Annotated in this window: 17 protein-coding genes and 1 riboswitch; of the genes, 8 read left to right on the top strand and 9 right to left on the bottom strand. The window is 51.0% G+C overall.

The window, feature by feature from the left end; translation table 11 throughout:
* Positions 1 to 127: 127 nt before the first annotated feature.
* From FDW97_RS04015 to dsbI, 3 genes are read left to right on the top strand one after another with little or no spacing between them, the layout of a single operon-like run.
* Positions 128 to 1924: an aryl-sulfate sulfotransferase gene (locus FDW97_RS04015; protein ID WP_085048724.1), complete on the top strand. Its 1797-nt coding sequence runs from the start codon at positions 128 to 130 to the stop codon at positions 1922 to 1924.
* A 23-nt stretch (positions 1925 to 1947) separates the two neighbouring features.
* Positions 1948 to 2616 carry a thiol:disulfide interchange protein DsbA/DsbL gene (locus FDW97_RS04010; protein ID WP_137350679.1) on the top strand — a complete coding sequence of 223 codons (669 nt, stop codon included), beginning with the start codon at positions 1948 to 1950 and terminating at the stop codon, positions 2614 to 2616.
* Positions 2617 to 2630: 14 nt separating this feature from the next.
* The gene (gene dsbI, locus FDW97_RS04005) at positions 2631 to 3308 is read left to right on the top strand and encodes a protein-disulfide oxidoreductase DsbI (RefSeq protein ID WP_085048722.1); all 678 of its coding nucleotides are present in this window, start codon (positions 2631 to 2633) and stop codon (positions 3306 to 3308) included.
* An 84-nt stretch (positions 3309 to 3392) separates the two neighbouring features.
* On the opposite strand, the gene ribB is transcribed toward dsbI, so the two are convergent.
* Positions 3393 to 4046 carry a 3,4-dihydroxy-2-butanone-4-phosphate synthase gene (gene ribB / locus FDW97_RS04000; RefSeq protein ID WP_038633931.1) on the bottom strand — a complete coding sequence of 218 codons (654 nt, stop codon included), beginning with the start codon at positions 4044 to 4046 and terminating at the stop codon, positions 3393 to 3395.
* 106 nt (positions 4047 to 4152) lie between these two features.
* A riboswitch (FMN riboswitch) is annotated at positions 4153 to 4303 on the bottom strand.
* Between the two features lie 132 nt (positions 4304 to 4435).
* On the opposite strand from ribB, the gene ubiK reads away from it, so the two are divergent.
* Positions 4436 to 4732 carry a ubiquinone biosynthesis accessory factor UbiK gene (ubiK, locus tag FDW97_RS03995; protein WP_038633935.1) on the top strand — a complete coding sequence of 99 codons (297 nt, stop codon included), beginning with the start codon at positions 4436 to 4438 and terminating at the stop codon, positions 4730 to 4732.
* A gap of 33 nt (positions 4733 to 4765) precedes the next feature.
* On the opposite strand, the gene glgS is transcribed toward ubiK, so the two are convergent.
* Positions 4766 to 4972, bottom strand: a complete 207-nt coding sequence (glgS, locus tag FDW97_RS03990; RefSeq protein WP_087856824.1) for a cell surface composition regulator GlgS — start codon at positions 4970 to 4972, stop codon at positions 4766 to 4768.
* Positions 4973 to 5094: 122 nt separating this feature from the next.
* Here glgS and FDW97_RS23400 point away from each other — a divergent pair, with 122 nt between their 5' ends.
* On the top strand, positions 5095 to 5235 hold the full coding sequence (locus FDW97_RS23400) for a hypothetical protein (RefSeq protein ID WP_159121568.1): 141 nt from the start codon (positions 5095 to 5097) through the stop codon (positions 5233 to 5235).
* Between the two features lie 103 nt (positions 5236 to 5338).
* Here FDW97_RS23400 and hldE read toward each other — a convergent pair whose 3' ends face one another.
* From hldE to FDW97_RS03975, 3 genes are read right to left on the bottom strand one after another with little or no spacing between them, the layout of a single operon-like run.
* Entirely contained in the window at positions 5339 to 6772 is a 1434-nt protein-coding gene (gene hldE / locus FDW97_RS03985; protein WP_038633941.1) for a bifunctional D-glycero-beta-D-manno-heptose-7-phosphate kinase/D-glycero-beta-D-manno-heptose 1-phosphate adenylyltransferase HldE, read from the bottom strand.
* 59 nt (positions 6773 to 6831) lie between these two features.
* The gene (gene glnE, locus FDW97_RS03980; RefSeq protein ID WP_137350678.1) at positions 6832 to 9672 is read right to left on the bottom strand and encodes a bifunctional [glutamate--ammonia ligase]-adenylyl-L-tyrosine phosphorylase/[glutamate--ammonia-ligase] adenylyltransferase; all 2841 of its coding nucleotides are present in this window, start codon (positions 9670 to 9672) and stop codon (positions 6832 to 6834) included.
* Positions 9673 to 9719: 47 nt separating this feature from the next.
* Entirely contained in the window at positions 9720 to 11021 is a 1302-nt protein-coding gene (locus FDW97_RS03975) for an inorganic triphosphatase (protein ID WP_137350677.1), read from the bottom strand.
* A gap of 242 nt (positions 11022 to 11263) precedes the next feature.
* On the opposite strand from FDW97_RS03975, the gene FDW97_RS03970 reads away from it, so the two are divergent.
* Together FDW97_RS03970 and FDW97_RS03965 are read left to right on the top strand one after the other, a co-directional pair.
* Complete coding sequence (locus FDW97_RS03970) at positions 11264 to 11884, top strand: TIGR04211 family SH3 domain-containing protein (RefSeq protein ID WP_048232822.1); 621 nt, start codon at positions 11264 to 11266, stop codon at positions 11882 to 11884.
* Between the two features lie 62 nt (positions 11885 to 11946).
* A complete protein-coding gene (locus FDW97_RS03965) occupies positions 11947 to 13179 on the top strand; it encodes a multifunctional CCA addition/repair protein (RefSeq protein ID WP_137350676.1) in 1233 nt (410 codons plus the stop codon).
* Between the two features lie 48 nt (positions 13180 to 13227).
* On the opposite strand, the gene FDW97_RS03960 is transcribed toward FDW97_RS03965, so the two are convergent.
* The 3 genes from FDW97_RS03960 to folB form a co-directional block, all read right to left on the bottom strand.
* Positions 13228 to 15318: a glycosyl hydrolase family 18 protein gene (locus FDW97_RS03960; protein WP_137350675.1), complete on the bottom strand. Its 2091-nt coding sequence runs from the start codon at positions 15316 to 15318 to the stop codon at positions 13228 to 13230.
* A gap of 278 nt (positions 15319 to 15596) precedes the next feature.
* Positions 15597 to 16415, bottom strand: a complete 819-nt coding sequence (bacA, locus tag FDW97_RS03955) for an undecaprenyl-diphosphate phosphatase (protein WP_087856828.1) — start codon at positions 16413 to 16415, stop codon at positions 15597 to 15599.
* Positions 16416 to 16501: 86 nt separating this feature from the next.
* Complete coding sequence (gene folB, locus FDW97_RS03950; RefSeq protein WP_038633959.1) at positions 16502 to 16870, bottom strand: bifunctional dihydroneopterin aldolase/7,8-dihydroneopterin epimerase; 369 nt, start codon at positions 16868 to 16870, stop codon at positions 16502 to 16504.
* Between the two features lie 106 nt (positions 16871 to 16976).
* On the opposite strand from folB, the gene plsY reads away from it, so the two are divergent.
* Positions 16977 to 17594, top strand: a complete 618-nt coding sequence (plsY, locus tag FDW97_RS03945; RefSeq protein WP_003828443.1) for a glycerol-3-phosphate 1-O-acyltransferase PlsY — start codon at positions 16977 to 16979, stop codon at positions 17592 to 17594.
* 47 nt (positions 17595 to 17641) lie between these two features.
* On the opposite strand, the gene FDW97_RS03940 is transcribed toward plsY, so the two are convergent.
* Positions 17642 to 18574 carry a LysR family transcriptional regulator gene (locus FDW97_RS03940; protein WP_069324353.1) on the bottom strand — a complete coding sequence of 311 codons (933 nt, stop codon included), beginning with the start codon at positions 18572 to 18574 and terminating at the stop codon, positions 17642 to 17644.
* Positions 18575 to 18772 lie beyond the last annotated feature (198 nt).

Raw genomic sequence — 18772 nt, 5'->3', positions numbered from 1 at the left:
CTCATCAATATTAATTGATTCATCATTAAAGCAGCATCAGCAATACTATCCTTTGCTTAATTAACATCGTAAAAACATAATATATTCAGCACCATTATATTTACAGGTAATATAAGGAGATATATCCATGTTTACGCAATACAGAAAAACACTTCTCGCTGGAACGCTTGCACTGGCATTTGGATTAACTGTGGGGAATTCGTTTGCCGCAGGTTTTCAACCCGCCCAACCCGCAGGTAAACTGGGTGCAATAGTTGTTGATCCTTATGGAAATGCCCCACTTACCGCACTGATTGAATTAGATAGTCACGTTATTTCGGATGTTAAAGTCACCGTTCATGGTAAAGGTGAAAAAGGGGTTCCGGTTACTTATACCGTTGGCAAAGAATCACTCGCCACTTACGATGGCATTCCTGTTTTTGGCCTTTATCAAAAGTACGCTAATAAAGTTACCATCGAATATAAAGAAAATGGCAAGGCGATGAAGGAAGATTACGTGGTGCAAACATCTGCCATCGTTAATCACTACATGGATAACCGTTCTCTTTCTGATTTACAGCAAACTAAAGTTATTAAGGTTGCTCCCGGCTTTGAAGACCGTCTGTATCTGGTGAATACCCATACTTTCACCGCGCAGGGCGCAGAATTCCACTGGCATGGTGAAAAAGACAAAAATGCCGGCATCCTTGATGCGGGCCCCGCAGGTGGCGCATTACCCTTTGATATCGCCCCTTTTACCTTCGTCGTCGATACGGAAGGTGAATATCGTTGGTGGTTGGATCAGGATACCTTCTATGACGGCCATGACATGGATATCAATAAGCGCGGTTACCTGATGGGCATTCGGGAAACACCGCGCGGAACCTTCACCGCCGTGCAGGGTCAGCACTGGTATGAATTCGATATGATGGGACAGATTCTGGCCGACCATAAGCTGCCGCGTGGATTCCTTGACGCATCGCATGAATCGATCGAAACGGTCAATGACACCGTACTGCTTCGCGTAGGTAAACGCGATTATCGCAAGGAAGATGGCATTCACGTGCAAACTATCCGCGACCAGATTATTGAAGTCGACAGATCCGGTCGCGTTGTTGACGTATGGGATCTGACAAAAATTCTCGACCCGATGCGTGATGCCCTGCTGGGTGCACTGGACGCAGGCGCGGTATGCGTCAACGTCGACCTCGCGCACGCAGGCCAACAGGCGAAACTGGAGCCAGATACTCCCTATGGTGATGCCCTCGGCGTTGGTGCGGGTCGTAACTGGGCTCACGTCAACTCCATTGCCTATGACGCTAAAGATGACTCTATCATTATCTCTTCCCGCCATCAGGGGGTCGTAAAAATTGGTCGGGATAAACAGGTGAAGTGGATCCTGGCGCCATCTAAAGGCTGGAATAAAGCGCTGGCAAGCAAGCTGTTAAAACCGGTAGATGCTAAAGGCAACGTGCTAAAATGTGATGAAAATGGCAAGTGTGAAAATACTGATTTCGATTTTACCTACACCCAGCACACCGCATGGCTCTCCAGCAAAGGGACATTAACCATTTTTGATAACGGCGATGGTCGTGGACTCGAACAACCCGCTTTGCCGACGATGAAATACTCCCGTTTTGTCGAATATAAAATTGATGAGAAAAAAGGAACCGTCCAACAAATTTGGGAATACGGAAAAGAGCGCGGCTATGATTTTTATAGTCCTATCACTTCAGTTATCGAATATCAAAAAGATCGCGATACCATGTTTGGCTTTGGTGGATCGATTAATTTATTTGACGTTGGACAACCGACCATTGGCAAAATCAATGAAATTGACTACAAGACAAAAGAAGTCAAAGTTGAAATTGATGTCCTTTCCGATAAACCGAACCAAACACACTACCGTGCATTACTGGTCCACCCACAACAAATGTTTAAATAATCACGTTAGATTAAGGATTAATTATGTCGTCTAAATGGATCACTTCATTATTTAAAAGCGTGGCATTAACCGCCGTACTTGCCTCATCGTTTGCAGCATCGGCTTTTACCGAGGGCACTGACTATATGGTGCTGGAGAAACCGATTCCTAATGCGGATAAGACGTTAATCAAAGTATTCAGCTACGCCTGTCCGTTCTGCTACAAATACGATAAAGCCGTAACGGCTCCCGTGTCAGAAAAAGTAGCCGACGTGGTTACCTTCACACCATTTCATCTGGAAACCAAAGGGGAATACGGCAAACAGGCCAGTGAGGTATTTGCGGTAATGATCGCTAAGGATCAGGCAGCAGGAATTTCATTGTTTGACGCCAAATCTCAGTTCAAAAAAGCCAAGTTCGCCTATTACGCAGCCTACCACGACAAGAAAGAGCGCTGGTCAGACGGTAAAGATCCTGCCTCATTCATTAAGACGGGGCTGGATGCTGCGGGTATGAGTCAGGCGGATTTTGAAACCGCATTGAAGGACCCCGCCGTCCAGCAAACGCTGGAGAAATGGAAAGCGGCATATGATGTCGCCAAAATTCAGGGCGTACCGGCTTATGTCGTCAACGGCAAGTACCTGATCTACACCAAAAACATCAAATCCATTGATTCTATGGCTGAGCTTGTCAGAGAGCTGGCGGCAAAATAAACAGGGACCCGGCTATGGCTTTCATTAAAGGACTGTGGCGAGACTTATGTATTGCACCGGTTGATACCTTGGTGAGATGGCAGGAACGGCGCTTTCTGTGGTTACTGATGGCTTGCGCAATGGGTGGGTTAATTATTCTGGCGCACTCTTTCTTCCAAATCTATCTCTACATGGCTCCCTGCGAACAATGTGTATACATTCGCTTTGCCATGTTCGTGATGGTTTTTGGTGGGCTAATCGCGGCGCTTAACCCCAAAAATGTTGTTCTGAAGCTCATCGGCTGCATCGCGGCATTTTACGGTAGCATCATGGGCATTAAGTTTTCCATCAAACTTAACAGCATTCATTATGCAGTACATAACCCGGACCCAGATTCACTGTTTGGCGTACAGGGATGTTCCACCGATCCGACCTTCCCGTTCAATTTGCCGCTGGCAAACTGGGCGCCAGAATGGTTTAAGCCCACAGGAGACTGCGGCTATGATGCGCCCATCGTTCCCGATGGCGTGGCGCTCAGCAGTATGCAAAAGTGGTTTGTCGATCTGTACCAACAGTCGGAAGGTTGGTATCTCCTGCCGCCGTGGCATTTTATGAATATGGCGCAGGCCTGCCTGCTGGCTTTTGGCGTATGTTTGCTGCTGTTAGTGATAATGAGCGGCGCCTGGGCAATCAAACTGGCCAGAACTAAATAGACAGACTGCAATAACAAAAAACCGAAGCCAGAAAACTGACTTCGGTTTTTTTATCCCTGGCACGACAAGCGTGGTAATGAGCAATTAGCTGGCTTTACGCTCATGCGCCTGACGGTAAGCCACCAGGTCTTCGATAGTGACCACAGCCATATTGTGCTTGCCGGCAAATTCGATGCACTCCGGCGCGCGCGCCATGGTGCCATCGTCATTGGTCAGTTCGCACAGCACACCGGCGGGTTTAAAGCCTGCCAGCGTCATCAGATCGATGGTGGCTTCAGTATGACCGCCGCGAGTCAACACACCGCCTGCCTGAGCGCGCAGCGGGAAAACGTGTCCCGGGCGGTTCAGATCGGAAGGTTTTGCGCCATCCTTAATTGCCGCACGTACCGTAGTGACACGGTCTGCCGCGGAAACGCCGGTGGTCACGCCTTCTGCGGCTTCAATGGTCACGGTAAAACCGGTACCGTAAGCACTGGTGTTATTTTCCACCATCATTGGCAGATCGAGCTGTTTGCGTCGGTCTTCAGTGATGCACAGGCAAACAATACCGCTGCCGTGACGGATGGTCAGCGCCATCTGTTCAACGGTCATGGTCTCTGCCGGGAAAACCATATCGCCTTCGTTTTCACGATCTTCGTCGTCAAGCACCATTACACCGCGTCCTTCACGCAGCGCAGACAGCGCATGTTCAACACGTTCGAAAGGCGTACCAAAAGAGGAAAGTAGCGTCTGATTCATGGTAAAAAAACCTCACTAAAATTATGGTTACCAGAATCAGGGCAGTCTTAGGAGTACCGTCTAAGCGGCAAAAAAATAACGTGAGCGGGTCCATGCCCGACTGGATCGTTACTCTCTCCCATCCGGACTCTAACCGTCGGCCCCGGAATTACACCGGATCTGCTGACCTTTGAGTTTGCACCCAAAGCGCTCGCGGGCTTTCAGCATTAAGCTGATTTACCGCCGGTGGGGAATTTCGCCCCGCCCTGAGAATAAGCGGGTTAACTATAACGCTATTGATTACCTTCATCAACGCCTTTACTCGACTTAGCTTCACACAATTCTGGTTTATGCCTGCGCCCATTCGCACTACAATAAGCAGCAACACGTACCAGTTCAGGGAAACCACAATGATTGACCCGAAAAAAATTGAGCAGATTGCTCGTCAGGTTCACGAGTCGATGCCGAAAGGGATCCGGGAGTTTGGGGAAGACGTCGAGAAGAAAATTCGTCAAACGCTGCAGTCACAACTGACCCGTCTGGACCTGGTAAGCCGTGAAGAGTTTGATGTGCAGACTCAGGTTTTGCTGCGTACCCGTGAAAAGTTGGCGCTGCTTGAACAACGCCTGACTGAGCTGGAAGCGCGTGAAAAAACGGCAGAAGTTAAGCCTGCCCCTGCGATCCCCTCAGTCGATCCGCAAGAGTAAAAACGACAACGGGCCGCAAGGCCCGTTTTTCTGTTAGTGTTCCAGTTCGAGTTTCTTCGCCTCTGTCGCCTGCTGGCAGTACAGCGCATAACGTTTACAAAACCAGCTACGATGTTCCTCATCCATATTGCCCGTGACGGCCTGGATATCAACAGGGTGGCCCTCAGCCTGCATCCTGGCAAAACTGCGGGCCAGGAAATCGAAATTGTTCATTGAATACATGTTGCTGTGCATGAGCATACCCTCCAGTTATTGAATATCTGCTAAGGCCATATGCTTTTTCTGATTTCAGTATTTCCCTATACGCGAAATGGTTTTGTACATAATGTGCGCAAATTTATAGCCCAGGCTCACACTTTCCTATGAAACCTACGCCTCGTGCGGAGAGTGAAAAGATGCTGCAGCAAAACGCGACAATCGCCGCCTTTGAGACAGAGCGTCATCGTAAAGCTGAACCGCTGAAAAACAGTCCACAGCCTGTTGAAAAAACCACTGAAGAATAAGAAACAGAAATGCCGGATGGCAACGCTCACGCGTTTTATCCGGCCCACAATCTCGTAGGTCGAATAAGGTGTTTCCACCGCCATCCGGCAAACTTCCCGGCGATTATTTATCGCTGTCTTTTTGGATCTTTTTGATGATATTAGTCGTTGAGCAGCCGTCTTCGAAGTTCAACACCAGCACTTCACCGCCGTTCGCCCACACCTCTTTGCTGCCCGCAATATCTTCCGGCTTATAATCGCCGCCTTTTACCAGCAGATCCGGCAGGATGCCCGCAATCAGACGCTGCGGTGTATCTTCTTCAAAAGAGACCACCCAGTCGACGGCCTCCAGCGCACCCAGTACGATCATCCGCTGTTCCAGCGGGTTGACCGGACGCGTTTCGCCTTTCAGACGTTTGGTCGAAGCATCGCTGTTTACCGCTACGATCAAGCGATCGCCCAGCTTGCGTGCGTTTGCCAGATAGGAGACGTGCCCCGCATGCAAAATGTCGAACACCCCGTTGGTCATTACCACTTTCTCACCGCGCTTGCGGGCGCTGGCAACGGCCTGTTTCAGCTCAGATTCGCTCATCACGCCAAAACCAGTATCTGCCCGACCGCGCACGGCGTTTTCCAGTTCAATGGGAGAAACGGTTGAAGTCCCCAGTTTACCTACGACAACACCGGCTGCGGCGTTAGCAAAGTAGCACGCTTCTTCCAGAGAGTTACCCGCCGCCAGCGTCGCCGCCAGCACGCCAATAACCGTATCGCCCGCGCCGGTCACGTCATACACTTCCTGCGCCTGAGTCGGCATATGCAGCGGTGCTTTGCCCGGTTGCAGCAGCGTCATCCCCTGCTCGGAACGCGTGATCAGCAAAGAGGAAAGGTCGAAATCAGCAATCAATTTCATGCCGCGTTCCACCAGCTCATCTTCGCTTTTGCACTTACCAACAACCGCTTCAAACTCAGACAGATTCGGCGTCAGCAGCGTAGCGCCACGGTAGCGTTCAAAATCGGTTCCTTTCGGATCGATAAGCACCGGAACTCCGGCCTTACGCGCCAGCGCAATCATCTGCTGCACGCTTGCCAGCGCGCCTTTGGCGTAATCAGAGAGCACCAGCGCGCCGATAGAACCCAGCGCCTGATTAATACGCTCGTGCAACGGCTGCGGATCCACACCTTCAAAACCTTCTTCGAAATCCAGGCGAATCAGCTGCTGGTTACGGGAAAGTACGCGCAGTTTGGTAATCGTCGGATGAGTTGGTACGGAGACGAAATCACATTTTACGTTCACATCCGCCAGCGTTTTGCTCAGCGCACGCGCCGCGTCGTCAATACCGGTCAGGCCCACCAGACGCGAATTCGCTCCCAGGGAGGCAATGTTCATCGCCACGTTTGCTGCGCCACCGGGACGTTCTTCGATGGTATCCACTTTCACCACCGGAACCGGCGCTTCAGGCGAAATACGGCTGGTAGGACCGTACCAGTAGCGATCCAGCATCACATCACCGACAACCATGACTCCTGCACGTTCAAACTCTGGCAGCGTTACTTTCATTCCTGTCTCCTGAGAGATTCTCTGAGGGTCTTAAAATTTGCGCGCGATAATAGCACACTTCACTCGGCAACCAGCCACTTCTGCCAGCTGTCGCGCACCAGCGTACGTTCAGCCTCAAAGCACTCTGGCGCCACATGGCCCGGAAGCTCCTGCAAGGCAAGATGGTGAAGTTCATCACGCAGCGTCGTATAAGCATGGGTAAGCGCCAGCGCCTCCTGCTCTTCCATAATGTCATTTTGCGCCAGTAATTCCAGAATGCGCACGTTATCCGACCAACGCGTCAGCTTCGGTTTTTCATGGGCATAGCGCAGCACCAGGTATTGCGTAATGAACTCAATATCGGTAATGCCGCCTTCGTCCGCTTTGATATCAAAACGATCGCGATGCTTATTGCCTAAATGAGCACGCATTTTCTCACGCATTTCGCGCACCTCGGTTTGCAAGGTTTTTCCGTCGCGGACGAGGGTCATGATATCGCGACGCACCGCGTCAAACTGAGAGGTCAACTGAAGGTCACCGTATACTACGCGCGCGCGCACCAGCGCCTGATGTTCCCATGTCCAGGCTTCGTTGCGCTGGTAATCGGCGAAAGCATCCGCTGATGTTACCAGCATCCCCGCCGCACCGGACGGACGCAGCCGCGCATCCACTTCATACAAAATACCGGAGGAGGTACGGGTACTGAAAAGGTGCATAATGCGCTGCGCAAGACGCAGATAGAACTGTCGCCCGTCAATCTCACGTTCGCCATCCGTCATTACATCCATCGGACAATCGTGCAGGAAGATCAGATCGAGATCCGAGCTGTAACCCAACTCCCAGCCGCCCAGCTTGCCATAGCCGACCACGGCAAAACCGCGTCCCTCGCGATCGCCAAGATGGGTGGGTTGCCCGTAGCGAGCAACCATCTGCGTCCACGCCTGCTGGACTACCGCATCAATCATAGCTTCCGCCAGCCAGGTTAAGTGGTCGCTCACCTTCATCACCGGCAGCGTTCCGGCGATATCAGCCGCGGCAATACGCAACAGCTGCGTTTGCTTAAACTGGCGCAGCGCTTCCAGTTGTTGCTCTTCATCGTCTTCGGGCACGCGCAGTAAATACTGGCGCAGCTCATCACGGTAGGCATCTGTCGCCGTGGGTTGATACAGCGTGTTCGGATCCAGCAGCTCGTCGAGCAACAGCGGATAGCGCGCCAGTTGGCTGGCGACCATCGGCGAGGCGGCACAGAGTGAAATCAGGTGCTTAAGCGCACCGGGAAATTCGCTCAGCAGTTCCAGATAAGTCGTACGGGTGACAATGCCCACCAGCAGCGGCGTAATGCGCGATAGCGGAACTGAGGCGTCGTCACGCGAACAGACATCGCTCAGCAGATGCGGCATTAGATGATCCAGCACCTGGCGTCCGCGTGGGCCAATGGTGCGTTTATCCAGCTCTTTGCGGAAATCCGCGATCAGCGACAGGACGCGTCGCCGATCGTCATCCGCCAGATGCGTCAGCACTGGCGTGGTGTCATCTTCCTGTAAGGCGTCCTGCCACAGTTCGCGCCACTGTTCTGACAGCGACTCCTCCTGTGTTTCGGCTTCGTCATCACCAATTAGTTCGTTAAATACCCGTCGCACATTGTGCATATGGCTCGCCAACTCATCGGTCAACTGCTGCCAGTCATCAACGTTCATTCCCCACGCCAGCCGCGCACGATTCAGTTCATCACCCGGCAGCGTCTGGGTCTGTTCATCATTGATGCTTTGCAGCAGGTTTTCCAGACGGCGTAAATAGAGATAGGCGGCGCGCAGTTGCTCCGCATCGGTGTCTGGCAACAGGTTTAACGCATTGATGGCGCTCAGCGTCGGTAACAGTGAGCGGGATTGCAGCGACGGCTCGCGTCCGCCGCGAATAAGCTGGAAGACCTGCACGATAAATTCGATTTCACGAATACCGCCCGCCCCCAGCTTAATGTTGTCCTTCAGTCCGCGACGGCGCACTTCACGGGCAATCATCCCTTTCATGTTACGCAGAGACTGGATCACGCTGAAATCGATATAACGACGGAAAACAAACGGTCGCAGCATGGCACGGAGTTCATTGACGTAAGTGCCATCGGCATCGCCCATAATGCGGGCTTTGACCATTGCATAACGTTCCCAGTCGCGGCCTTGTTCCTGGTAATAATCCTCCAGCGCGGAGAAGCTCAGCACCAGTGGACCACTGTCGCCAAATGGGCGTAGACGCATGTCCACCCGATAAACAAAGCCATCCATTGTGGGCTGATCCAGGACCTTGATGAGCCGCTGGCCCATACGGGTAAAGAACTGCGCGTTATCCAGCTCGCGTCGCCCGCCCTGCGTACTGCCGTGCTCCGGCCAGGCAAAAATCAGGTCGATATCGGAGGAAAAATTCAGCTCGCCACCGCCCAGTTTCCCCATGCCTAAAATCAGCAGCGGTTGCGCAACACCTTCTGGATTACAAGGCGTTCCCCATTCTCGACAGCAGGCGGCGTATAACCAGTCACGCGCGGCAACGATCAGCGTTTCAGCCAGATGGCTTAGCTGCTGCAAGATACTCTCTTCCGTCACCAGCGACAGCGTCTGCGCCCACGCGATACGCACCATAATGCGACGGCGAAACAGGCGTAGCTCACGCATCAGCGTGTTTTCATCGCTGACGTCGGTCAACGCCTGCTGTAACCAGGCGGCATAGTGTCGCCATTCGTCCGCCTGAGGCGCTGCGCTTTCCAGCTCGACCAGCCATTCAGGATGGGCAATAAGGCTGTCGCGAACAAAATCACTGAATGTAAGCACTGACTTCGCCTGCACGCTAAGCGAGGACTCAGATATTGTTGTTGGCAGCCGCTCAACAACGGTCGGCCAGTACTGCTGTAACGGTGAAGAGAGCTGCTTCATTTATGAGTTATCCTTTGAATAGCGCCAGATGGCGGCCTCAGTCCTGATTATCGTTTTCCGCTGTGCAGCCAGAACGGTTCCAGCGCGATTGCCTCATTACGGAAGTGTTCGATTTCTATATATTGGTTGGCCGCAATGGCGTGTCGCAGGCCCTGCCAGTTGGCGATCCATTCCGAGGCGACATTTTCGTCATAATATCCCGCCAGCATCAGCATGCTATCAATGTTGCGCGTCAGGCGTGGAAGCTGATCGGCATAGCGATCGCCCAGCGGCTGAGCAAAAGCGGTTTTCAGTTCGGCGGCATGGCGCGAGAGATGAATATCTGAGAAACGCTTAAAGGAGTCGGCAATTTTACCCTGCGCCTTCGCATCAAGGAACGGCTGCCATCCTTTGGTTACCAGCCATTCGGTCAGCGCCAGTTTTGCCATCGCCGTTTGTGTGCTGTAAACCGCCGAAACGGCAGAAACGTCCGACGCCATGATTGCTTCCGACTGGGTCAGCAAATCACGTAAGTGAGCGCTCGCTTTTCGTGGCACATTACCGCCAAACAGCATCAGAATGTGGCGCACCAGGTCCATTGCCGCCAGTACCTCGGATTTCGCCCCCTTGACGCCGCGTACCCACAGCTCTTCATGGTACTGCCACTGGGATAATGCCAGCTCCAGCGCCGCTTCCAGACCTTGCTCGATGCTCGCCTTCGCCGGAACCCGCAAAATGCGCGTCGGTTTGAGTTCACGCGGCGCATTCCCCTGAGCCAAATGATAGCCACGCGCCGCTTTGCTCAGGCTGCCCTGACGTAAACCGGTTTGCGAAACCAGCTGATTTGCCAGCTTCAATACCGCACGGGTATCGCCGCTTAGCAGTTCCAGTTCAAGCTCACAGACAGGCTCCGCAAACTCGCCCGCTTTCACTTCCCCAAGGTCGAGGGCTATCTCAATCCGGCTACCGTCAACATCAAGGCACCATTTTTCACGGTAAAAATCGGTGCTAAACAGCGGCTGCACCTGAGAAGCGAGTTCCGTGGGTAGCTTGCCATCAGGCCAGACTTCAGCGGGAAACAGGGCGAGCTCCAGCTCAGGCGTGCTCAGCGCAACGTTATATTCTGGTCGCTGATGCAGACCGCCCGTTACCCGTCCGGCAATTTTCATGGTCATTTCATAATGACCGTTTTCCCCGCGAATACGCAGGCCCATATCGTGACCACGCAACCAGGCATCCGGCGTTTCGTAGTAGATATTCAGCAACTGGCTGGGCGCGTGATGCTCTCCTCCCAGCGTATTCAGACGCTCACGTAGCGCATCTACAGCATCACTATTGACGATAAATTTTAATTCGATTTCCTGGGCCATGGTCTTGTACTTATGGGTTATGTCACAGTTGAGAAAACTGACTGCGAACTAAGTTCGTTCTTAATGGTCAAGTAGATAGTATTTTGCGCCAAATTGCCATGCAACGAGCAATTTGACGGGCGTAAAAGTTTCGGGTGGTGGCAAAAAGGACACAGATGATTCCGATTGATGTCGAATGCTTTGCGTAGAGACACTGATGCCACTACTATCGTTCCACTTTCTATGACAATAACGACAGCCTGATGCCAAAATTACGCCTGATTGGATTAACTTTACTCGCACTTAGCGCCACTGCAGTCTCACATGCCGAAGAAAAGCGCTATGTCTCTGACGAACTGAACACCTGGGTCCGCAGCGGTCCGGGAGATAATTATCGCCTCGTGGGTACGGTTAACGCCGGCGAGGAAGTCACGCTATTACAGACCGATGCCAACACCAACTACGCCCAGGTGAAAGACAGCACCGGACGTACCGCCTGGATCCCACTGAAAGAGCTGAACAGTACGCCAAGCCTGCGTACCCGCGTTCCCGATCTGGAAAACCAGGTTAAGACGCTGACAGATAAGCTCAATAATATCGATACCACGTGGAATCAGCGCACCGCCGATATGCAGCAAAAAGTGGCGCAAAGCGACAGCGTGATCGACGGGCTGAAACAAGAAAATCAGAAGCTGAAAAACGAACTCATCGTGGCGCAAAAGAAGGTGAGCGCAGCCAACCTGCAGCTTGATGACAAACAGCGCACCATCATCATGCAGTGGTTTATGTACGGCGGCGGCGTGCTGGGTCTTGGTCTGCTGCTCGGCCTGGTTCTGCCGCACATGATCCCAAGCCGTAAACGCAAAGATCGCTGGATGAACTGAATCGCCTTCTCCGCCACACTGACATATGATTAAGGGATGATTTTTTTCAAAAGGAAAGTGGCGTGAAGATTTATCTGGTCGGTGGTGCTGTTCGGGATGCGTTAATAGGGCTACCGGTTAAAGATAAAGATTGGGTCGTTGTCGGTGCCACGCCACAAGAAATGCTCGATGCGGGCTACCAGCAGGTAGGCCGCGATTTTCCCGTGTTTCTGCATCCGCAAACCCGGGAAGAGTATGCGCTGGCGCGAACCGAGCGTAAATCAGGCTCGGGGTATACCGGATTCACCTGTTACGCCGCGCCGGATGTAACGCTGGAGGACGATCTTCAACGTCGCGACCTGACCATCAACGCAATGGCCCGCGATGACGACGGGAAGATTATCGACCCGTATAACGGAGGCAGCGATCTGCAAAACCGTCTGCTGCGCCATGTTTCTCCCGCCTTTAGCGAAGATCCGCTGCGCGTACTGCGCGTGGCGCGCTTTGCTGCCCGCTATGCGCACCTCGGTTTTCGTATCGCTGACGAAACCATGACATTGATGCGCGACATGACCGCTGCCGGTGAACTGGAACATCTGACGTCAGAGCGGGTGTGGAAAGAAACGGAAAACGCCTTAACTACCCGTAATCCCCAGGTGTTCTTTAAGGTTCTGCGCGACTGCGGTGCGCTGCGCGTTCTGTTTCCTGAAGTTGATGCCCTGTTCGGCGTTCCAGCGCCCGCGAAGTGGCACCCGGAAATCGATACCGGTATTCACACCCTGATGACGCTGTCGATGGCCGCTATGTTAAGCCCCGAGGTCGACGTGCGCTTTGCCACGTTGTGCCACGATCTTGGCAAAGCATTAACGCCTAAAGCGCTGTGGCCACGCCATCACGGTCATGGTCCGGCGGGCGTCAAGTTGGTCGAGCAACTGTGTCAACGCCTGCGCGTACCAAATGACATCCGTGATTTAGCCAAACTGGTGGCTGAGTTCCACGATCTCATTCATACCTTCCCAATCCTGCAGCCAAAAACCATCGTTAAGCTGTTTGATTCCATCGATGCATGGCGTAAACCACAGCGCGTGGAGCAAATCGCTCTGACCAGCGAGGCAGACGTGCGTGGGCGTACCGGCTTTGAAGCGGCGGATTATCCGCAAGGCAGGCTGTTGCGTGAAGCCTGGCAGGTTGCGCAGGCGGTGCCAACGAAAGACGTCGTTGAGGCAGGATTCAAAGGTCAGGCGATTCGCGAGGAATTGACCCGGCGTCGTATTGCGGCGGTGGCCACCTGGAAGCAAGAAAAGGCGATCGGTTAAAAAAACTTGCCCCTGTAAAGGGGCAAGTTGAGCTCTTATCAGACGGAATTATTCTTTGATAAATTGAATAGAAGAAACTTTATCATTAAAGCCATCACGTATTGCGGCACTGCCGGCCGTGATATCGATATAATTGCCTTTATAATTCCCATTTTCATATAGCCGGGCTTTGTAACCCTGAGCGACCTGAATTGAAGATAGCGCATCATTGAGGCTGTAAGTTGACAGATCCTTAATGTCACCATCCATAACAAGAGAACGCCCTTCCAGTCCGTAGTCCTCGTAAGCAATTGCCTTGATAATTTTTACGGATGATATCGCATTATTACCACTACTCAGCGCGGAGTTACTTTCCAGAAGCGCTATTTTTGTCCCCGAATAATTACAGTTTGTAAAAGCATTCACACCCAAACTACCCTCAGCAATTTTTACTGAAGAGATAGTGTCATTCATTTTTTTGCCTGTTGCGGATTTAACATCGGCTAAACATGAAATATCATCATTAGTCTGAATATCATCACCCAGATAATTTATATCAGTGTAGAGCGTTGCACCTTTCTCTTTTGCAACTGAGGTAGTCAGAATATCATCAACAATATTCCCTAACTCATAATCTGCCGTATCGCCACTGATATCCCAGATAATCGCACCACCAAATCCTTGCTGGTTGATGTAATCTACTTTTTCACGAATAGATTGCGGATCATCATAGGTTAAAAACTCCTGACTGCCTACGCTATATAAATAAGGAACATGTGACTGCGGATCCCAATACCGTTTGTATTCGCCACTGGCTAGTTTTTCTTTCAGAACATACCACGGGTTGGTGCCAGTATATTGCCCCTCATCATCCCATGCGCCTTTTACAGACGCCTCACCCGGCGCGAATAGCCCCGGCAGTCCCGCTTCAATTTGTGTAGCAGGAACAGATCCCCATCCTCTTCCGTAATATGGAACGCCCATCATTAATTTTTCTTTAGGAATCTGCCAAACATCCGCATATTCACTCATCGCAGAGGAGACATTCAACTTCTGATCGTCATCTTTTTGATTGGCGAAAAGCGGAGCATTGTGGCCCGTTTTTGCATCAAAAGCGCCGTGAATGTCGTATGCCATTACGTTGATACTGTCGAGGTAATCTGCGGTGACAGCCGGGTTAATATAAGCCACATTGTTATGGTTGGTTGTGACAGCGGCAGAAAGTTGATAGTACTTATCGTCTTTGCGCCCCTGCTCATCAAGCTTGGCGCGTAATGATTTGATAAGTTTAGTAAACTGCGCTTTTTCACTGTCGTTGTCCGGATACTCCCAGTCAATATCCAGACCATCAAAATTCCATGCATGGACATAATCGACCATGCTGTTCGCCAACTTCTCAACGCCTTCATCTGTGCGAGTTGCCGCTTCAAACACGCCTTCCTGTGAGTTATCCCAACCACCAACAGAAAGCATAAACGTGACATTATTTTTTTCTGTAAGCTTGTCAAGCTCACGCATTAAATTAGGCGCCTGCGTAGTATCATGCATCGTCACTACACCGTTTTTAACTACGGCAAAACCATAGTTAAGATGGCTCAGGCCCTTATAGTTCACCTTATCGGGGGTAAAGTAATTATGCCCCTCGTAAACTCCCCATTCAGGAAAATAGCCAATCACTTTGCGCTGTGATTTAACCCTTTTCTTCTCACTATTTTGCAGATCTTCCGCTTTCTGCCCTGTATAAGGGGTAAACTGAAATTCTGAGTAAATGTTAAAATTGACTTTATCGCCCTTTTTCCATACAGAATCCGTGGAAGGACTAACCCCTTGATCAACCCACCATTGCGCCGTCCAGTAATAGCCCAGGAAGCGAACTTTCTCTCCACCTCTATAGGTAGAGTTTGGATCATAAGGCTGAGATATAATAGCAAGCTCATCTTTGGCGGCAATAATTCCATAGGTTGAACCCGGAAAGTTATTCTGACTTTCGTCAGTATAGGCTTCCCAGGTATTTCCCAAATCTTTCGAAATCATCATCCAGGCATCAAGGCCAGAAAAACTATTGGTATCATCGTTATGCGTAACAGAAGCCGCAGATGCCAGGAAAGGAACCCCTATGGCGGCAAAAATAACTGACTGTGCAATCTTGTTTAATTTCATAACTTACTCCATTCAAACGCCATCCATTTAAGAAACAAATATATGTAAATTTAACTTTGCTGCAGTCACATTATTTAACAAAGAAAATAAAGCATACAACTTTTTATGCAGTGTTTAATTAAAAATAAGATTAAAGTGATGAATTAATTTCCCATATAAATCATCTGTACCATAGAATGCTGGCACAACAATTATATACAGTATATTAATTAAAGCGGATTATTCATTTTAAAAATGAAAACATCCTGTAAACAAACAGGATGTTTTCATCAAATTATTCAGAAAAAGACCACATAGACGGCGGCCGCAACAATAAAGCGGTAAATCGCAAACGGAATAAACGAGATGCGTTTAATCAGTTGCAGGAAGGTTTTGATCGCCACCAGCGCCACGATAAACGCTGTCACGAAACCGACTGCAAACATCGGAATATCTGACGCGCTGAGGAAAGACCAGCTCTTGTAGAGATCCAGGACGGTCGCGCCCATCATCATCGGCACCGCCAGTAGGAAAGAAAACTCAGATGCCGCGTAACGACTCACCCCCATCAGCATACCGCCAGAAATCGTCGCCCCGGAGCGAGAAAAACCCGGCCACAACGCCAGACACTGGAAACAACCGATCATAAACGCCTGGCGATAGGTCATATCATCCAGCCCCGGCGCGCGCGGCTCTTTCGGCTTCAGGCATTCTGCGGCTATCAGCAGCAGGCCCCCTACCACCAGCGCATACATCACGTTGATCGGGTTAAACAGCGATTTGATGGTATCGTGGAAAACCAGTCCCAGGACAACGGCCGGAATCATCCCGAGCAGGATATGACCCAGCGTCAACCGACCTTTGCCAGTACCTTCGTGTGGGGCTTTGCCAAAGTGAATGCCAATCAGGCCAAACAGACGTCGCCAGAACATCACCACGACGGCCAGAATAGAGCCCAGTTGGATCACCACTTCAAATGTTTTTGCGGTATCACCCTCAAAACCCAACAGGTGGCCAACAATAATCATATGGCCGGTACTGGAAACGGGTAAAAACTCCGTCAAACCTTCGACCACACCCAAAATTGCCGCCACCAGCAGCGAGTGCATATCACTCATCAATAAACCCCTACATAAAGAAACCACGGCAAAAAAGAGCCGACGAAAGGACCCTTTTATACCTGTTTGTTTTAGAAATTATTAAATTAATTATTTTCTTTCAGATTATTGCCACGCTCAATGATAACCCCGACGTTTGCCGCACGCGCCACCGCGCCAGGCTTACTGAGTTTGATACGCACCCATGGGGAATTAAAGCGACTCAGCAGGAGGTCCGCCACTTCTTCCGCTACGCGCTCTACCAGCGCAAAACGTCCGCCTTCCACATGATTAACAACCGTTTGAGCAATATCAGCATAGCTCAGGCAATCAGCGACATCATCGCTTTTAGCCGATTTACGGTTATCCCATGCCATTTCGATATCGAACACCAATTTTTGCTCGATCGTTTGTTCCCAGTCGTAAACACCGATAGTGGTGATTACTGAAAGTTGCTCTATAAATACAATATCCATCACGACCCGCCTGCTTTTTGACTAACCCGGATACCACTTCCGGCGAAATATGCGTATTATCCATAGAAGTAGCGTTTTACACGACATTTTCAAAACGGAACAGCTTATGAGTGCAATCGCGCCTGGAATGATTATCTTCGCGTACCTCTGCGGCTCTATTTCCAGTGCCATTCTGGTATGCCGCCTCGCTGGATTGCCGGACCCGCGTGACAGCGGCTCCGGCAATCCGGGCGCGACAAACGTGCTGCGCATCGGTGGTAAGGGAGCCGCCGTCGCCGTACTGATTTTCGACGTACTGAAAGGCATGTTACCCGTCTGGGGCGCCTATGCGCTAGGCGTCAGCCCCTTCTGGCTGGGATTGATAGCGATCGCTGCCTGTCTGGGACACATCTGGCCGGTATTCTTCGGCTTTAAGGGTGGGAAAGGCGTTGCCACCGCCTTTGGCGCAATTGCGCCAATTGGTTGGGACTTAACGGGCGTAATGGCGGGAACCTGGCTGCTGACCGTCTTGCTCAGCGGCTATTCGTCGTTGGGCGCTATCGTCAGCGCGCTGATCGCTCCCTTTTATGTCTGGTGGTTTAATCCCCAGTTCACTTTCCCGGTTTCCATGTTATCGTGCTTAATTCTGCTACGTCACCATGACAACATTCAGCGTCTGTGGCGCCGTCAGGAGCCGAAGATCTGGACTAAACTGAAGAAAAAACGCGAAAGAGATCCTGAGTGACGGTACTGCCGGATGGCGACGCTAAAGCGTCTTATCCGGCCTGCAACCTACGGGATTTGATACCCTTCCACTGGCTTGCCTAATCTGTGCTGGCACCACGTCGCCAGAAACTCCACACACACGCGAAGCTTCACGCTGCGATACAGCGGCTCCTGATAAACCGCCCAGATATTGGCGCTCTGTGCATAGTCCGGAAGTACACGCACCAGTTCACCGCTTGCCAGAAACGGTTGTACGTCCCATTCGGAACGCAACATGATCCCTTTTCCCTGCAGCGCCCACTGCAACACAATCTCACCGCTGTTCGATGAAAGATGCCCGGCTACCTTGACCGATTTTTTCTCCTGACCGTTATCCAACTCCCACACTCCGTGGGTCATATCGCGTTCTTTGGTGACCAGACAATCGTGCCGACTTAATTCCTGTAGCGTCATCGGCTCGCCATATTTTTGTAAATAGGTCGGGGCCGCACACAATATTCTTTTGTTTTTCGTTAACAAATGCGCAATATAATAATCAGGGATTTCATCATTAATACGAATATCTAAATCGATATTATCCTGCGCCAAATCAATTTGCCGATCGTAAAGCTCAAAATGCACCTGTAACTCAGGATAACTATGCATCAGTTCGGTAATGGCCGGCGCAATATAGCTGCGCCCAAAGCCAAAGCTACAGCCGATACGAATCATCCCCGCCGGGCGCGTTTTGATTTGCGTGACGTCATCAACCAGATGCTGGTAGCCCGCGAGGATCGCCTGCGCATGTTCATAGCAACGTTGACCACTTTCCGTTAACGCCACGCCGCGCGCAGAGCGGTTAAGCAACGTCGTCCCCAGCGTGGATTCGAGAATTTGAATACGTTTTGTCACAAACGCAGGCGTCTGCCCCAGCGTGGCGGCAGCGGCGCTAAAGCTGCCGCTATGAACAATTTCAACCAGCACCTGCAGGTCTTTCGCCAGGGGATACGTGTTCAGCATGGTCGGTATATCCGTAATGTTGTTAACCGCAGTGTAATTCCCTCACGCATATTAAACCCTGCCTTTGCGCAATTTTTATTGCCTTACCTGGACATCATTCACGAACTGTTAATTGGATATTCACAGTGGCAAATAATATAAAACCACACTTTTAGTGATAGTTTGTGGCGGAGAATTTATTTCCAGAAAATAAAAGAA

Origin of the sequence: Citrobacter sp. wls708 (genome assembly GCF_005281255.1) — a bacterium.
GTDB lineage: Bacteria > Pseudomonadota > Gammaproteobacteria > Enterobacterales > Enterobacteriaceae > Citrobacter > Citrobacter werkmanii.
The sequence above is the reverse complement of the archived record's forward strand: the minus strand, read 5'-3'. Positions and strand labels throughout refer to the sequence as shown.

Excerpts from the sequence above, each read along its gene's own strand:
- FDW97_RS04015 (WP_085048724.1), top strand. The coding sequence starts at position 128 with ATGTTTACGCAATACAGAAAAACACTTCTCGCTGGAACGCTTGCACTG.
- FDW97_RS04010 (WP_137350679.1), top strand. The coding sequence starts at position 1,948 with ATGTCGTCTAAATGGATCACTTCATTATTTAAAAGCGTGGCATTAACC.
- dsbI (WP_085048722.1), top strand. The coding sequence starts at position 2,631 with ATGGCTTTCATTAAAGGACTGTGGCGAGACTTATGTATTGCACCGGTT.
- ribB (WP_038633931.1), bottom strand. The coding sequence starts at position 4,046 with ATGAATCAGACGCTACTTTCCTCTTTTGGTACGCCTTTCGAACGTGTT.
- ubiK (WP_038633935.1), top strand. The coding sequence starts at position 4,436 with ATGATTGACCCGAAAAAAATTGAGCAGATTGCTCGTCAGGTTCACGAG.
- glgS (WP_087856824.1), bottom strand. The coding sequence starts at position 4,972 with ATGCTCATGCACAGCAACATGTATTCAATGAACAATTTCGATTTCCTG.
- FDW97_RS23400 (WP_159121568.1), top strand. The coding sequence starts at position 5,095 with ATGAAACCTACGCCTCGTGCGGAGAGTGAAAAGATGCTGCAGCAAAAC.
- hldE (WP_038633941.1), bottom strand. The coding sequence starts at position 6,772 with ATGAAAGTAACGCTGCCAGAGTTTGAACGTGCAGGAGTCATGGTTGTC.
- glnE (WP_137350678.1), bottom strand. The coding sequence starts at position 9,672 with ATGAAGCAGCTCTCTTCACCGTTACAGCAGTACTGGCCGACCGTTGTT.
- FDW97_RS03975 (WP_137350677.1), bottom strand. The coding sequence starts at position 11,021 with ATGGCCCAGGAAATCGAATTAAAATTTATCGTCAATAGTGATGCTGTA.
- FDW97_RS03970 (WP_048232822.1), top strand. The coding sequence starts at position 11,264 with ATGCCAAAATTACGCCTGATTGGATTAACTTTACTCGCACTTAGCGCC.
- FDW97_RS03960 (WP_137350675.1), bottom strand. The coding sequence starts at position 15,318 with ATGAAATTAAACAAGATTGCACAGTCAGTTATTTTTGCCGCCATAGGG.
- bacA (WP_087856828.1), bottom strand. The coding sequence starts at position 16,415 with ATGAGTGATATGCACTCGCTGCTGGTGGCGGCAATTTTGGGTGTGGTC.
- folB (WP_038633959.1), bottom strand. The coding sequence starts at position 16,870 with ATGGATATTGTATTTATAGAGCAACTTTCAGTAATCACCACTATCGGT.
- plsY (WP_003828443.1), top strand. The coding sequence starts at position 16,977 with ATGAGTGCAATCGCGCCTGGAATGATTATCTTCGCGTACCTCTGCGGC.
- FDW97_RS03940 (WP_069324353.1), bottom strand. The coding sequence starts at position 18,574 with ATGCTGAACACGTATCCCCTGGCGAAAGACCTGCAGGTGCTGGTTGAA.